The organism is Promicromonospora sp. NFX87 (assembly GCF_048564965.1).
Classification (GTDB): Bacteria; Actinomycetota; Actinomycetes; order Actinomycetales; family Cellulomonadaceae; genus Promicromonospora.
Window position 1 is genome coordinate 2944117 of the sequence record NZ_CP183413.1, and the last position, 14016, is coordinate 2958132.

Annotated in this window: 11 protein-coding genes; 2 read left to right on the top strand and 9 right to left on the bottom strand. The window is 71.6% G+C overall.

Features of this window, described 5'->3' with window-relative positions; translation table 11 throughout:
* Window positions 1-21: 21 nt before the first annotated feature.
* From ACNYC2_RS13220 to ACNYC2_RS13235, 4 genes are read right to left on the bottom strand one after another with little or no spacing between them, the layout of a single operon-like run.
* Window positions 22-894, bottom strand: a complete 873-nt coding sequence (locus tag ACNYC2_RS13220) for a carbohydrate ABC transporter permease (protein WP_419707459.1) — start codon at window positions 892-894, stop codon at window positions 22-24.
* The gene (locus ACNYC2_RS13225) at window positions 891-1778 is read right to left on the bottom strand and encodes a carbohydrate ABC transporter permease (RefSeq protein ID WP_419707460.1); all 888 of its coding nucleotides are present in this window, start codon (window positions 1776-1778) and stop codon (window positions 891-893) included. The genes ACNYC2_RS13220 and ACNYC2_RS13225 overlap by 4 nt, the downstream gene beginning before the upstream one ends.
* Entirely contained in the window at window positions 1775-3106 is a 1332-nt protein-coding gene (locus tag ACNYC2_RS13230; protein WP_419707461.1) for a glycoside hydrolase family 125 protein, read from the bottom strand. Before ACNYC2_RS13230 ends, ACNYC2_RS13225 begins: the two co-directional genes overlap by 4 nt.
* Complete coding sequence (locus ACNYC2_RS13235) at window positions 3103-5052, bottom strand: glycoside hydrolase family 76 protein (protein ID WP_419707462.1); 1950 nt, start codon at window positions 5050-5052, stop codon at window positions 3103-3105. Before ACNYC2_RS13235 ends, ACNYC2_RS13230 begins: the two co-directional genes overlap by 4 nt.
* Window positions 5053-5225: 173 nt before the next feature.
* On the opposite strand from ACNYC2_RS13235, the gene ACNYC2_RS13240 reads away from it, so the two are divergent.
* Window positions 5226-5981 (top strand): SDR family NAD(P)-dependent oxidoreductase, encoded by a 756-nt coding sequence (locus ACNYC2_RS13240; protein ID WP_419707463.1) that lies wholly within the window; start codon window positions 5226-5228, stop codon window positions 5979-5981.
* Window positions 5982-6005: 24 nt separating this feature from the next.
* Here ACNYC2_RS13240 and ACNYC2_RS13245 read toward each other — a convergent pair whose 3' ends face one another.
* The 4 genes from ACNYC2_RS13245 to ACNYC2_RS13260 are packed head-to-tail and all read right to left on the bottom strand — an operon-like array spanning window position 6006 to window position 11920.
* A complete protein-coding gene (locus ACNYC2_RS13245) occupies window positions 6006-8852 on the bottom strand; it encodes a family 78 glycoside hydrolase catalytic domain (protein WP_419707464.1) in 2847 nt (948 codons plus the stop codon).
* Between the two features lie 11 nt (window positions 8853-8863).
* Entirely contained in the window at window positions 8864-9703 is an 840-nt protein-coding gene (locus ACNYC2_RS13250; RefSeq protein WP_419707465.1) for a carbohydrate ABC transporter permease, read from the bottom strand.
* Window positions 9700-10596: a carbohydrate ABC transporter permease gene (locus ACNYC2_RS13255; RefSeq protein WP_419707466.1), complete on the bottom strand. Its 897-nt coding sequence runs from the start codon at window positions 10594-10596 to the stop codon at window positions 9700-9702. The genes ACNYC2_RS13250 and ACNYC2_RS13255 overlap by 4 nt, the downstream gene beginning before the upstream one ends.
* 7 nt (window positions 10597-10603) lie before the next feature.
* Entirely contained in the window at window positions 10604-11920 is a 1317-nt protein-coding gene (locus ACNYC2_RS13260; protein WP_419707467.1) for an ABC transporter substrate-binding protein, read from the bottom strand.
* A gap of 133 nt (window positions 11921-12053) precedes the next feature.
* Here ACNYC2_RS13260 and ACNYC2_RS13265 point away from each other — a divergent pair, with 133 nt between their 5' ends.
* The gene (locus ACNYC2_RS13265; RefSeq protein ID WP_419707468.1) at window positions 12054-13121 is read left to right on the top strand and encodes a LacI family DNA-binding transcriptional regulator; all 1068 of its coding nucleotides are present in this window, start codon (window positions 12054-12056) and stop codon (window positions 13119-13121) included.
* A gap of 10 nt (window positions 13122-13131) precedes the next feature.
* Here ACNYC2_RS13265 and ACNYC2_RS13270 read toward each other — a convergent pair whose 3' ends face one another.
* The gene (locus ACNYC2_RS13270; RefSeq protein WP_419707469.1) at window positions 13132-14013 is read right to left on the bottom strand and encodes a sigma-70 family RNA polymerase sigma factor; all 882 of its coding nucleotides are present in this window, start codon (window positions 14011-14013) and stop codon (window positions 13132-13134) included.
* Window positions 14014-14016 lie beyond the last annotated feature (3 nt).

Genomic DNA, 14016 nt, shown 5'->3' on the forward strand with positions numbered 1-14016 from the left:
TTTGCAGAGTTTCTCGGACGTTCATTTCGTCCCCGTGTGGGCGAAGTTCTCGATGATGTAGCGCTGGGCGAAGATGAAGACGACCAGCACGGGCAGGCTCGCGAGGATCGTGCCGGCGAGCAGCGGCCCGTACTGCGTCTGGTACTCGTTGACGTATCCGGCCAGGCCGACCTGGACGGTGAGCATCTCCGGGTCGTTGAGGGCGATCAGCGGCCACAGGAAGCTGTTCCAGCCGGCCTGGAACGTGAGCACGCCGAGCACGGCCAGGCCGGCCTTGGCCAGCGGCAGGTAGATGTTCCAGAAGATGCGGAACTCGCTCGCGCCGTCGATGCGGGCGGCGTCGCCGAGCTCGTCGGGCAGCGCCTGGAAGAACTGCCGCATGAAGAAGACGGCGAACGGTCCGGCGGCGAACGGGATGAGCACGGCGCCGTAGCTGTTGATGAAGCCCGCGCCGCCCTCGCCGAAGAGGTCGTTCCCGCCGACCAGCGGGAACCGGCGCAGCACCAGGAAGGTGGGGACCATGGTGATGATGCCCGGCACCATCATCGAGCCGAGGAACAGCGAGAAGACCACGCCGCGGCCGCGGAAGCTCAGCTTGGCCAGCGCGTACCCGGCCAGGCCGCCGAAGAACAGGTTGGTGGCGACCCCGCCGAGCGCGATGATCGCCGAGTTTGCCAGGTACTGCCCGAACGGGCCGTCGGTGAACAGGGTCACGTAGTTGGCGAGCGTCGGGTTCTCGGGGGCGAGCTGCAGGTAGGACGAGAGGATCTCGCCCTCCGGCTTGAGCGACGTCGACAGGGTCCAGACCAGCGGCATCACCGTGGTGAGGCTGATCAGCACCACCGCGAGCGTCCACACGGACCGGCCGAGCACCCTGCGGGCCTGCGCGCTCATCGGTCCCGCTCCCGTCCGGTGGCACGGGCGTTGGCGACCGAGAACACGAGGATGACGAGGAACAGCACGAACGAGAGCGCCGAGGCGTAGCCCATCTCCAGGCGGCCGAACCCGCGGTCGTAGATGTAGTAGACGAGGGTCAGCGTCGAGTTGCCCGGCCCGCCCTTGGTGAGCACGTACGCCTGGTCGAACACCTGGAAGGCGGCGATCAGGAGCAGCGTGAGGATGAGGAACGTGGCCCGCGAGATGGACGGCAGCGTGACGTGCCAGAAGACGCGGAACGCCCCGGCGCCGTCGACCCGGGCCGCGTCGACGAGCTCGCCCGGCACGCCCTGGAGCGCGCCGAGGTAGATGATCATGTTGGCGCCGAACCCGGCCCAGACGCTCATCATGACGATGGCGATCATCGCCCAGCGGGACTCGTACAGCCACGCCGGACCGTCGATGCCGAACCAGCCGAGCACCACGTTGAGCAGGCCGTACTGCGGGTTGAGCAGCCAGAACCAGATGGCCGCGGTGGCGACCGTCGAGGAAACCACCGGGATGTAGAACAGCGTGCGGAACACGCGCGAGGTGCGGCTGCTGCGGTTGAGCAGCAACGCGGTGCCGAGCGCGACCAGGACCCCGGCCGGCACGTACAGCACGGTGTAGAGCGCGGTGTTGCGCACGGCCACCCAGAAGATCGGGTCGTCGACGATGCGCGCGTAGTTGGCCAGGCCCACCCACTCGAAGTCGCCGATCACCGCGTAGTCGGTGAGGCTCAGGCCGATCGCCATGACGACCGGCAGCAGCAGGAAGACCGCGAACAGCGCCACCGGCACGGCGAGGAAGATCCACGCGCTGATGGTCTGCTGACGGCGGGTGCCGCTCACGGCGGCGCTCATCGCGGACGCCGGTACGTGCGCAGCCCGGCGGTCTCCAGCGCGAGCTCGCAGAACATCGCGTTCGCCCAGGAGAACCACTCGCGCGTGTAGACGGCGGGGTCGTCCACGTGGAAGGACTCGTGGACCGCGCCCGTCCCGGCGTCCGTCGCCAGGATCAGGTCCAGCAGCTCCCGGCGCTCGTCCGGGTCCGTGCTGGTCAGCCCCTGGATCGCGAGCGCGATGGGCCAGACGTGCCGCTCCGGCGTGTGCGGGCTGCCGATCCCGGACGCCGGCGAACCGCTGTAGTAGTAAGGGTTCGCGTCGCTGAGGATCATCGCGCGGGTCGCGGTGTAGAGCGGGTCGTCGGCGGCGCACCAGCCCAGCAGCGGCAGGGACAGCAGGCTCGGCGAGTTGCCGTCGTCGGCCAGGAGCGCTCCCCCGCGCCCGTCGACCTCGTACGCGTACACCGGCTCGCCCGACGGCCCGGGGACGACGCCGTGCACCCGGATGCCGCGCTCGATGTCCGCGCGCAGGACAGCTGCGTCGCCGGCCAGGACGGCGTCGTGCAGCACCTCGGTCGCCAGCGTGGCGAGGTAGCCGAGGGTCACTACCGCGAACGCGTTGCCCGGCACGTTGTAGCCGTAGCGGCACGCGTCGTCGCTGGGCCGGAAGCCCGCCCACGTCATGCCCGTGAACGCGACCTCGGGGCCGCGCCCGGCCCGCACCAGGGTGTCGGACGGCGGGCAGTCGGTCCGCTCGAACGCGTACGGGGACGTCTCGTGCCGCTGCTCGGTACGCCACAGGTCGACGACGGTGCGCGCCACCTCGCCGAACCGCGCCAGGTGGTCGGTGCGACCGGTGATCCGCCACAGGTCGTAGGCGAGCTGCACTGGGTAGGCGAGAGAGTCGATCTCGTACTTGCGCTCCCACACCCACGGCGACTGGCCGGTGCCGGGCTCTCCCGTGCGGTCGCGGTGCCCGGCCCCGGTCGGGCCGTCGTTGAACGCGTTGGCGTAGGGGTCGTGCAGGATCGAGTCCTGCTGCCGCCGCGAGACGGCCGCGATCGTGTCCGCGAGCCGGGGGTCGGCGCCCGCGAGGTGCAGGAACGGGGCGAGCTGCGTCGTGGAGTCCCGGAGCCACATCGCCGGGATGTCGCCGGTGATCACGAAGGCCGTGCCGTCCGGGTGCGGGGTGATGGTCCGGGCGAGCGTGTCCGCCATGCAGCGCTCGACGGCGTCGGCCACCCGGTCGCCGAGCCGGTCGGCCACCGCGGCGACGAGGTCCGCGAGGACGTCCGGGTCGTACAGGGCCTCGTGCGGGGCCTCGTGCGGGAAAGGTGTGCTGGTCATGATCCTGCTTCCGTGGTGCTGCGACCGGTGTCGCCGAGCGTGTAGCGCAGGGTGACGTGGTCGAGGTCGAGGTGGCTCGCGCCGCCCTGGCCCTTCGTGAGAGCGATGGAGACCGTGTTGCGGCCTGCCTTCAGCTCGACGCCGGGCACCGTGACCGTCTCCCACACGCCCCACGAGCCCGTACCCGGGAACGGCTGGTTCCCGACGCGCGACCCGTTGACCAGCACGTTCCGCGCCGCGTCACCGGCCCCCGCCGCGTAGCGCAGGGTGAGGTCGTAGGCGCCGGGCCTGGTCACGGTGACGGGCAGGTCGATCCGCTGGCTGCGAGCGTCGCGGCCCGCGACGTAGCCCGTCCCCGTGAAGCCGGGCCGGGTGGTCTCGACGCGGACGCCGCTCAGGCGCCCGGACTCGGCCTCCACCTGCCGGGAGACCGTCATCCGGTCGAGGTTCAGGTAGTTCGCGCTCCCCGCGGCCGACGAGTACTCGACGGTCACGGTGTTGTGGCCGGCGCCGAGGCGGACGCCGTCGAGCACCACCTCGGACCAGCTGGACCAGGCGCCCGTGCCGGGGAAGGTCAGCGTGTCGGCCACGGGGATGCCGTCGACCAGCACGCGGCGTACGGCGTCGCCGGCTGCCGCGGCGTAGCGGAACCTGAGCTGGTGCGGCCCTCCGGAGGCGGTGACGACGTCAAACGTCACCGCCTGCCCGTCGGCGTTCCAGCCCGCGAGGTAGCCGCGGCCGAGGAAGCCCGGCTGGCTGCTCTCCGCGCCGAAGCCGACGGCGCGGCCGTTCTCGGCGTCGTGGATGCCGGTGCCCGGCTGGGGACCGGACCACCGGTTCGGCGTGACCAACTGGAGCCCGGACACGGCGGCGGCCGCCGTCAGGCTCTGCAGCGGCTCGGCGCCGGTCGGGGCCGACCAGTTCGGGCCCATGAGGTCGTCGGACGGACGGCGGTGCGACCACGCCTGGGTCACGTTCGCCTGGAGCATGGGCAGGTACTGGTCCTGGCCGTGCTCGTTCACCAGGGTCATGAGGGTGCGCACCAGGACCGGCTTGAACCCGCCGCCGTCGTTGATCCCCTCGGAGACGAAGGTGCCGCCGTTCGTCAGGTGCTCGGTCGACCAGTCGGCGGCGGCCGTCGCCTTGTCGAGGTACGTGTCGTCGCCGGTCACCGACGCCAGCTGCGCGGCCGCGCCGATGTAGGTGCCGAAGTTGTAGGTGAAGTCCCATTTCACGAGCCGCGCGGGGTCGCCCTCGAAGTGGTCGTAGACGTGGCCGTCCTCGTGCAGGTGGCTGTCCACCCAGTCGAAGAGGGTCTCCGCGGCGGCGAGGTAGTGGGCGTCGCCGGTGGCCTCGTAGAGCCACGCCGCCGTCCAGGCAGCGGTCGCGTTGGTCGCCACGTTCTTCTGGTCGCGCACCGACTTGCGCCACCAGATGCCGCCGCCGTAGGTGTCGTCCTGGTCGGCCCAGATGGTGGCGAACAGGTCCTCGGCGCAGTCGAGGTAGCGGTCCTCGCCGGTGATCTCGTAGGCGCGGACGCAGCCCTTGGCCCACCAGCCCTGGTCGTCGTTGAAGTCGTTCTCGAAGGACGGGTAGTACGCGACGAACCCGTCGTAGACGTCGTCGAGCATCTCGCGGTACCGCTCGTCACCGGTGCGCTCGTAGGCGTCCATCACCAGGTCCCAGAGCTGCGCCTCCCACCAGAAGTCGGTGTACAGGCCCTCCTCGGGTCCGTGCGCGTGCTCCTCGTGGATCTGGCGGTCGCTGTAGGTGAAGAAGTAGTTCCGGGACGGGTCCCAGAACGTCTCCACGAAGGCGTCCATCGCCGCGTCCGCGTCGCGGTGGGTCGCGGCGGTCGCCGGCGCCGCTGCGCCGACCGCACCGCCGAAGGTGCCGAGTGCGAGGGCGGCCGCCGTCAGCGTCGCCGTAAAGCTCTTCCAGCTCATGGTCCGAACTCCATCGTCCGTCGTCCGCTCGGTCCTGCCGTCGTTGGCCTGACCCTGTAGCGGAGCGTAGGAGCACGATTACCTCCATGTCAACGTATTGCAATAGGTGTAATAACGGGAAGGTGTCCGCGGGTAGCCTGCCCGTGAACCGCCGCTCGACGAGAGGACCAGCCATGACGCGTGACCTGGAGGGCCGCACCGCCGTGGTCACCGGCGCCGCCCGGGGTATCGGCGCCGCCACCGCGCGGCGGCTCGCCGAGGAGGGTGCCCGGCTCCTCCTCCTGGACGTCTCCCCCACGGTGCTCGACCTCCGCGACGAGCTGCGCGACGCCGGCCACGTCGCCGCCGCGTCCGTGACGGACGTCGCCGACGAGGCCGCCTGGGCCGACGCCGCCGACGCCTGCCGGGCGGAGCTGGGCCGGCCGCAGATCCTGGTGCACAACGCGTACGCCACCACGATCGCGTCCCTCGAGGACACGCCGCTGGACAGCTGGGAGCACCAGCTCCGGGTCTCGCTCACGGGCGCCTACCTCGGGACGCGTGAGCTGCTGCCCGACCTGACGGCGTCCGGGCGGGGCGCGATAGTCATGGTCTCGTCGGTCCACGCGCGCTTCGGGCTGCCGGGCCGGGCCGCCTATGCCTCGGCGAAGGCGGGGATGACCGGGCTCGCCCGGCAGCTCGCCGCCGAGTACGCCCCCGCGGTGCGGGTCAACAGCGTGCTGCCCGGCCCGGTTCTCACGCCGCACTGGGACGGCACGAGCGAGGCGGACCGGGCGAGCGCGGCGGGCGCGACCGCCCTCGGACGCCTGGGCCGGGCGTCCGAGGTGGCCGATGCGATCACGTATCTCTGCTCCGACCGGGCGTCGTACGTCACCGGGGTCGAGCTGCCGGTCGACGGCGGCTGGAGCATCACCAAGGACTCCGCCTAGACCGGCACTGCTAGACCGGTACCGCTAGACCCGCACCACCCGCCGGGAGTTGAGCCCGTCGAGCGCCTCCCGCAGGCGTTCCCTCGCGGCGGGTGACAGCCGCACCAGCTCGTCGTCCAGGGTGCGCTGGTCGGTCCACTCCTTGAGGGAGCGCAGGGTTCCGCCCCACTCCGCACCGAGCGCGTCGACGGCGGCCAGCACGGCCTCGTAGGCCTCCGGGTCGTCGGCGATCTCGCCGAGCGTCGAGCCCAGCGTGACGGCCCGCGGCTCCACCCGCTCGCGCGGGTCGGGAACCGTCCACTCGTGGTGGCCGGAGCCGACCTCGGTCTCGTCTCCGCCGGGCAGCACCACCACCGCAGTGGTGTTCGGCGGCACGACCGCGCGCACGACCAGCTGCCCGTCCTGGGCCGTCCAGCCCGCCTCGGCCATGCCGTAGGCCGTCTCGAACCGGGCGGCGGCCCGGTCCAGACCCGCGATCGGCACAGGCGCCACTCGCAGCCTGCGGTAGCCGTGCGTGCCCGGGGCCAGGCCGGCGACCGTGCGGTGCAGCCAGTCGGCGACCGCGCCGAAGGCGTAGTGGTTGAACGACGTCATCTCGCCCGGGTTGATGCTGCCGTCCGGCAGCATGCTGTCCCACCGCTCCCAGATCGTCGTGGCCCCCATCGTCACGGCGTACAGCCAGGACGGCACGCCCGTCTGCAGCAGCAGGCGCGCCGCGACGTCGGCATGGCCGGTCTCCGTGAGCGCGTCCTGGATAATGGGCGTACCCACGAACCCGGTGCCGATGCGGTACCCGGCCCGGCGCACCAGCCAGGCGAGCCGGTCGCCCATCGCCGCCCGAGTCGCCTCGTCCACGAGGTCGAACGTGATCGCCAGCGCGTATGCCGTCTGCGCGTCGGAGACCACCCGCCCGGCCGGCGTCGTGTACTCGCGGACCCACGCCTGCCGGGCCCGCTCCGTGAGGTCGCCGTACCGCGCGGCGGCATCGGGGTCGCCGAGCTCGCGCGCGGCGGCGGTGACGAGCTGGAGCGAGCGCACCAGGTAGGCGCTCGCGACGATGTCGGGATCGGCCTTCGCGCCCGCCGGGTCGTCCGGCGGCGCGTCCGGGTCGAGCCAGTCCCCGAACTGGAACATGCCCTCCCACAGCAGGCGTTCGCCGGCCACGGCCAGCAGCGCGTCGGCCCAGGCCCGCATGCTCGGGTACTGCTCGGCCAGGGCCCGCCGGTCGGCGAACCGTTCCAGCAGGGTGGTCGGCACGACGGTCGCGGCGTCACCCCACGCGGCGGCCGGCTTCGCCCCGAAGGGCAGCACCATGGGCACGACGATCGGGCAGACGCCGTCGCGCGCGGCCTGCTCGGCGGCGACGTCGCGCAGCCACGAGGCGAGGAAGGCGTCGCTGTCGAACAGGTAGCTCGCCGTCGGGCCGAAGACCTGGATGTCGCCGGTCCAGCCGAGGCGCTCGTCGCGCTGCGGGCAGTCCGTCGGCAGCGACACGAAGTTGCCGCGCATGCCCCAGACCACGTTCTCGTGCAGCCGGTTGACCCGCTCGTCCGAGCACTCGAACCAGCCCGTGCGGCGCATGTCGCTGCTGATGACGACGGCGGTGACCGCCTCCCGCGCCGCGGTGAGGTCCAGCTCGCCCGGCCAGCCGTCGACCTCGGCGTACCGGAACCCGTGGAAGGTGAACTCGGGCTCGAAGACGTCGTCGCCCCCGGAGAGCACCAGGTGGTCGGTGGCGGCCGCGGCCCGCAGCGGCCGGACGCCGAGCTCCCCGTGTTCCAGCACCTCGGCGTGCCGCAGAGTGACCACCCGGCCGCTCTCCCCCGCGACCCGCACGCGGAGCCTGCCCACGAGGTTCTGCCCGAAGTCCAGCACCGTCCGCCCGGACGGCGTGGTGATGACGTCCTGGACCGCGAGCTCGTCGACCCGGCGTACGGGCTCGGCGATCGCGGGCTCGGGCACCGCATCCGGTTCGTCCGCCGGCGTGTGCACCTGGACGGCGGGCCACGCCGAGTCGTCGAAGCCGGGCAGGCTCCAGCCCGGTACGGCGCGGCGGGCGTCGATCCGCTCGCCCGCGTAGATGCCGCTCGTCACCACGGGCCCGGTCGCGGCGCCGCGCCAGTCCGGCCCGGTGGTGAGCACCCTGGTGGTCCCGTCGGTCAGCACCACGTGCAGCTGCACCGCGACGGCGGGCTGCTCCCCGTAGAACGGCTTGGCCGCGCCGTGGAACCCGAACCGCTCGGTCCACCAGCCGCCGGCCAGCCGCACCCCCACGGCATTCGCCCCCGATCGCAGGAGGGCCGTGACGTCGGTCGCCTCGTGCACGAGACGGTGCTGGTAGGCCGTCCAGCCCGGCTTGAGGACAGCGTCGTCGACGTCCTGCCCGTTGATCTCCACCTGGTAGACGCCGTGGGCGGACGCGTAGAGGGTGGCGTGGGCGACCTCTGCGCCGAGGTCGAGCTCGGTGCGCAGGAGGCCGGGCACCGCGACCTCGGCAGGGTCGGCGAGCCCCACGAACGGCGCTACCCACTCGCCGTCGGCCAGGAACACCGAGCGCACGGTGACCGGGGCGCTCCAGGGCGACACCGCGCCGTCGACGCCCGTGACCCGCACCTCCAGCGTGTGCCGGGCGTGCGACAGCAGCGGGTCGAACGGCCAGGCGACGAACCGGGACTCGTCGGTGTCCAGGCGCGCCACCCGCTCGCCGGCGCGTCCGCCGTCGAGCCGCACCTCGGCGCCCGCCTGCCACCAGCCGGGAACGGTGGACTCCACGGTCCAGCTCAGACGTGGAGCGGGGTTGTCGGCGAAGTCGCCGTCGGTGCGGCGCTCGACGCGCAGCCGGCCGACCGACGTCGGGGATTCGTTGTTCACAGGTGAGCCTTTCAGCCTTTGACCGCGCCGGACGTCATGCCGGCGACGATCTGGCGGTTGAAGAAGATGTACATGACCAGGGGCGGGACGGTGATCAGCAGGATGTCCATGAACAGCAGGTTGAACTGGCTGACCATCTGGCTCTGGAAGTTGTAGAGCGTGAGCTGGACCGTGGCGTTCTCGTCCCCCGGCAGGAAGTACAGGGGGTTGGTGAAGTCGTTGAACACGGCGACCGCCTGCACCACGACGACGGTGATGATCACCGGCCGTAGGAGCGGCAGGATCACGGAGAAGAAGAGCCGCAGTGGCCCCGCTCCGTCGATGACCGCCGCCTCGTCCAGCTCGCGCGGGATGGTCGCGACGAACGCGCGGAACAGCAGGACGCAGAACGACAGCCCGAACGTCGCCTCGATGAGGATGAGGCCGGGCATCGTCTTGAACAGCCCCAGCCGCTGCAGCACCCAGATCGTGGGGACGACGGCGGGCGGCACGATCAGGCCCGCCAGCACGAAGAAGTTCACGACGGGGTTGAGCCGGGAGCGACGGCGCTGCAGCAGGTAGCCGACCATCGCCGCGAGGATCACCATGATCACGACGCTGACGACCGTGAGCACGGTGCTGTTCACGAAGGCCCGCACGACCACCCCGTCGCGCGTGGCGAGCACCTCGGCGAGGTTCTCGCCGAACGCCCAGTCCTTGGGCCAGGAGAACTCCAGCCGCGAGGCGTCCGACGCGTCCTTGGCCGCCGTGAGGAAGATGAACGCGAACGGGACGAGGAAGACCACCACGGACGCGAGGATGGCGACGACGCCCGCGGCCAAGGAGCCGGCTCTGGATCCGGTGCGCCTCATCGGTCGACCTCCTTCCGGTTGAGCAGCATCGAGACCGGCACCATGACCGCCGTCACGACCAGGAAGAGGATCACGTTGCCCGCGGTGGACAGCCCGTAGAAACCCGCCTGGTACTGCTTGTAGATGACCGACCCGATGACGTCGCTGGTGAAGCCCGGCCCGCCGCCCGTGGTCGCCCAGATCAGGTCGAACGACCGCAGCCCGCCGATGAGCGACAGGATGATGACGGTCGCCGTGGCCGGCTGGACCAGCGGCAGCGTGATCGAGCGGAACTGCTGCCAGCGGCTCGCGCCGTCGACCCGCGCGGCCTCGTAGTACTCCTGCGGGATGGCGACGATGCCCGCGATGTAGATGAGCGTCGCGATGCCGAGCCCCTTCCAGACGTCGACGGCGGCGATCGTGAGCAGCGCCTGGTTCGGGTCGGTGAACCACCCGGGTCCCTCGATGCCGAACGCGGCGAGCATCGTGTTGACGACGCCGTCGAATGGGTCGAGCAGCGCCTTGAACGTGATGCCGACGCCGATGGTGGACACGAGCACCGGGAAGAACACGACCGACCGCAGGTACCCGCGACCCACGAGCTGCGAGGTGAGCAGCACGGCCAGCGCGAGCCCGAGCACCACCTTGGCGCCCGACGTCACGAAGCCGTAGACCAGCGTGTTCACGAAACCCTGCGAGAGCTGTGGCTCCGAGAAGAACTGGACGTAGTTCTCCAGGCCGATGAACTCCGTGTCGAACAGGGTCCAGCGCGTGAGGCTGAACCAGAACGACGCGAACGTCGGCACTGCGAAGAACACCAGGTAGAGCGCAGCGGCCGGCAGGTAGAACCACGACGGGTAGATGCTGCGCTGGGTGGCCGAGGTGGAGCCCGCCGCTACCGTCCCTCGCCTCATCCCTCGCCTACCATCCCTCGAGGCCGAGCTGCTTGGCCTGGTTCTCGACGTCCTGGTCGTAGAACGCCGCGGCGTCCTCCGCGCTGCGGATGCCCGACCCGACCTCGACCGTCACCTTCTCCAGGTTCGGGCCCTTGACCGGTGAGAGGAACTCCAGCGCGTTCGCCGTCCTGCCCTCGTCGAAGTACGCCTGGATGTCGGCGAGCAGCGGCGGGGCGGAGTCCAGCACCTCGCACGTGCCCGCGTACGGGCCGGCGGGCGGCAGCATCTCGTTCTGGATCTCGCACCCGGCATCGCTGTTGGCGAACGCGACGAACGCCTTCGCCGCATCGAGCTCGGCGCCCTCGGTAGACCGCGGGACGTACAGCGCGTTCGGCTGCCAGATGGTCGCCCGGGTGTTCTCGGCCTCCTCGGCGGGCAGCGCGAAGAACCCGAGGTCGTCGACGCCGTCGGGCGTGTTCTGCATGACCGTCTGGATCACGTTCGACAGCATCGGGTAGTGCGCGCCCTCGCCCTCCGCGACCATCCGGGCGCCGTCCGGGAACGTCGCGGACGCGAAGTCCTCGTTGAAGAGCCCCGCCTCCGCGACCTCCTGCTGGTGCCGGAACCCCAGGAGGGCGGGCTCCTCGGCGTAGGAGCGCTGGTGCGCCGTGTACTGCTCCGCCCACTCGGGGTCGACGGCGAGCACGTTCGCGAAGTCGCCCAGCACGAAGAGCTGGCTCGTCCAGGTCTCGCCGTACGTCTGGACGACCGGCGCGACGCCGTCGCCCTCGGCGGCGATCGTCTCGTTGTTCGCCATGAACTCGTCCCAGGTCGTCGGGACGGTCAGCCCGAGCTCCTCGTAGAGCGGCTTGTTGTAGACGATGCCGCCAGCGAAGGACGCGCCCAGCGGTGCGCCGTAGGTGCCGTTCTCCGTGCTCACGACGGGGACGAACTCCTCGGTGAGCGAGCCGACCCACTCCTGGTCGCTCAGGTCGACGAGCGACGAGTCGGGGTTGAGCGCCTGGAGCAGGGAGCCGGAGTTGTAGAAGAACACGTCGGCCATCTCGCCGGTGGACAGCCGGGTCTTGATCAGGTTGTCCCCCTCGGTACCACCGGGGCGGATCTCCACCGTGACGGAGACGTCGGGGTTCTCGGCCTCGAACGCCGCGACCAGCGCGTCGGCGACCTCGGGGTTCGGCGCGTCGTTGGTCGTGAGAAAGGTGATCTCGGTGGTCCCGTCGGCCGCGCCGGACGAGGAGCAACCGGTGAGGGCGAGCAGCGGGACGGCCGCGGCGGCCAGTGCCGCGCCGGGCCGGCGGGGACGGCGATGACTGATGGACATCTCTCTACCTCCTTGTAGAGCGAAAGGATCGTAGAGCGATCTACACACTCAACGAATGAATCCTTTCAGCGCCCTCACGCTAGCGAGGGCCCCTGTAGAGTGTCAACCGGTCTACAGAATCGGGAACAGAGCCGTGACCCCAGCAGAACCCCGGCCCGACGGCGCCCGGGCGGGCAGCCCGCGGCCCTCGACGATCGAGGACGTCGCCCGCGAGGCCGGCGTCTCCCGGGCCGCGGTGTCCAAGGTGATCCGCAACGCGTACGGCGTCAGCGACCGGATGCGCACGCAGGTCGAGGCGGCGATCGAACGCCTCGGGTACCGGCCGCGCGTCGCCGCGCGCGCCATGCGCGGCGCGAGCTTCACGCTCGGGTTCGAGATCCCGCAGGTCGGCAACGACTTCCTCACGATGATCGTCGACGGCGCCACCGCGGCCCTCGCCGGCACCCCGTACCAGATGATCATCGCCCCGCTGGGCCGGGACCAGAAGGGCGACATGGCCATCAACAGCCTCGTGGACCGTCAGGTCGACGGCATCGTGGCCATCTCGCCGCGCGTCGACCCGGCCTGGATCGAACGCATCGCCGAACGCACTCCCGTCGTGATGATCGGGCGCCACGACCGGTCCGACCACTACGACACGATCACCGGCGACGACCGGTCGGGCGCCGAGCAGGTCATGTCGCACCTTCTCGACCAGGGCCACCGGCGGATCACCCACCTGACCATCCACCCGTCGCGCCCCGAGCCGCCGTGGGCCGGCCAGGCGGGCGACGAGCCGCACGTCATCCGCGCCGCCGTCTACCGCGAGCGCATGACGGCGCTCGGCCTGGAGCAGTCGGTGGTGCACACCCTGTTCGACGGGTCGGAGGCCCACGAGGCGACCCGCGCGCTCCTCGCCCTGCCCGAACGGCCGACGGCGATCTTCGCGGGCAACGACACCCTGGCGATCGGCGTGCTGAGCGCTGTCGCGGAGGCAGGACTCGACGAGCGCGACGTCTCGGTGGTCGGCTACGACAACATCCCGATCGCCGGCCATCCCCTGGTCTCGCTGAGCAGCGTCGACCAGAGCGGTGTGCTGATGGGACGCGAGGCGGCGCGCCTCCTCCTCGAACGGCTGGCGGGCCGCACCGAGGCCGTGCAGTCGCAGATCGAGGCGACCCTCCGCGAGCGCCGGTCGAGCGCTCCACCGCGGCGGGGCTAGCCAGGCTGGGCTAGCGCGGCGGGATCAGCACCGTGGGAAGCAGCACGGTGTGGATCTCGGCGACCAGCCCGTCGACGACCAGGAGCCGGATCAGCGCCACGGGATCGCCGTCCCGGGTGGCGACGACGGCCGTCCCGTCGTCGAGGGCCAGCGGCGCCAGCTCCCAGCCCGAGTGCGGGCCGAGGTAGCGCAGCGAGCCGGCTGCCACGCTCGCGGCGCCGGTGTCGGACCCGACGCGCTCGCCGCCGAGGGTCGCCCAGCCGGACACGTCCGGGTGCAGGACCTGGGCCAGGGCGTCGAGGTCTCCCCCGGCGCACGCGGCGACGAACCTCTCGACGACCTGCTGCAGCCCGGGGTCGACGGGTGGTGCGGCCGGCGCCGGGCCGGAGTCCCGGACCGCGCGCCGCGCCCGGCTGGCGAGCTGCCGGCACGCGGCGGGGCTGCGACCGACCAGCTCGGCGACGCTCTCGAACGGGATGCCGAACACGTCGTGCAGCAGGAAGGCCGCTCGCTCGCCCGGGGTGAGCCGGTCGAGCACCACCGCCAGGGCGCGCCGGATCTCGTCGTCGAGGGTGACGCGGTCGGCCGGGTCGGGCGTGTCGGCCGCGAGGTCGAGGCCCGGCGCCGCCGGGTCGTGGGGTGCGGAGAGGCGTCCGTGCGCCGAGCCGATCCGGTCCAGGGCGAGCCGGCGCACGACCACGACGAGCCAGCCCCGCAGGTCCCGGATCTGCGCGACGTCCTGCGCCGCGAGGCGGGCGAACGCGTCCTGCACCACGTCCTCGGCCTCGGTGCGGTCGGCGAGGATCCGGTGCGCGACGGCGAGCAGGTAGGAGCGGTCGTCGCGCGAGGCCGCTGCGACGCGGCGGGCCGCGGTGGGTTCGATCTCGGTCATGCA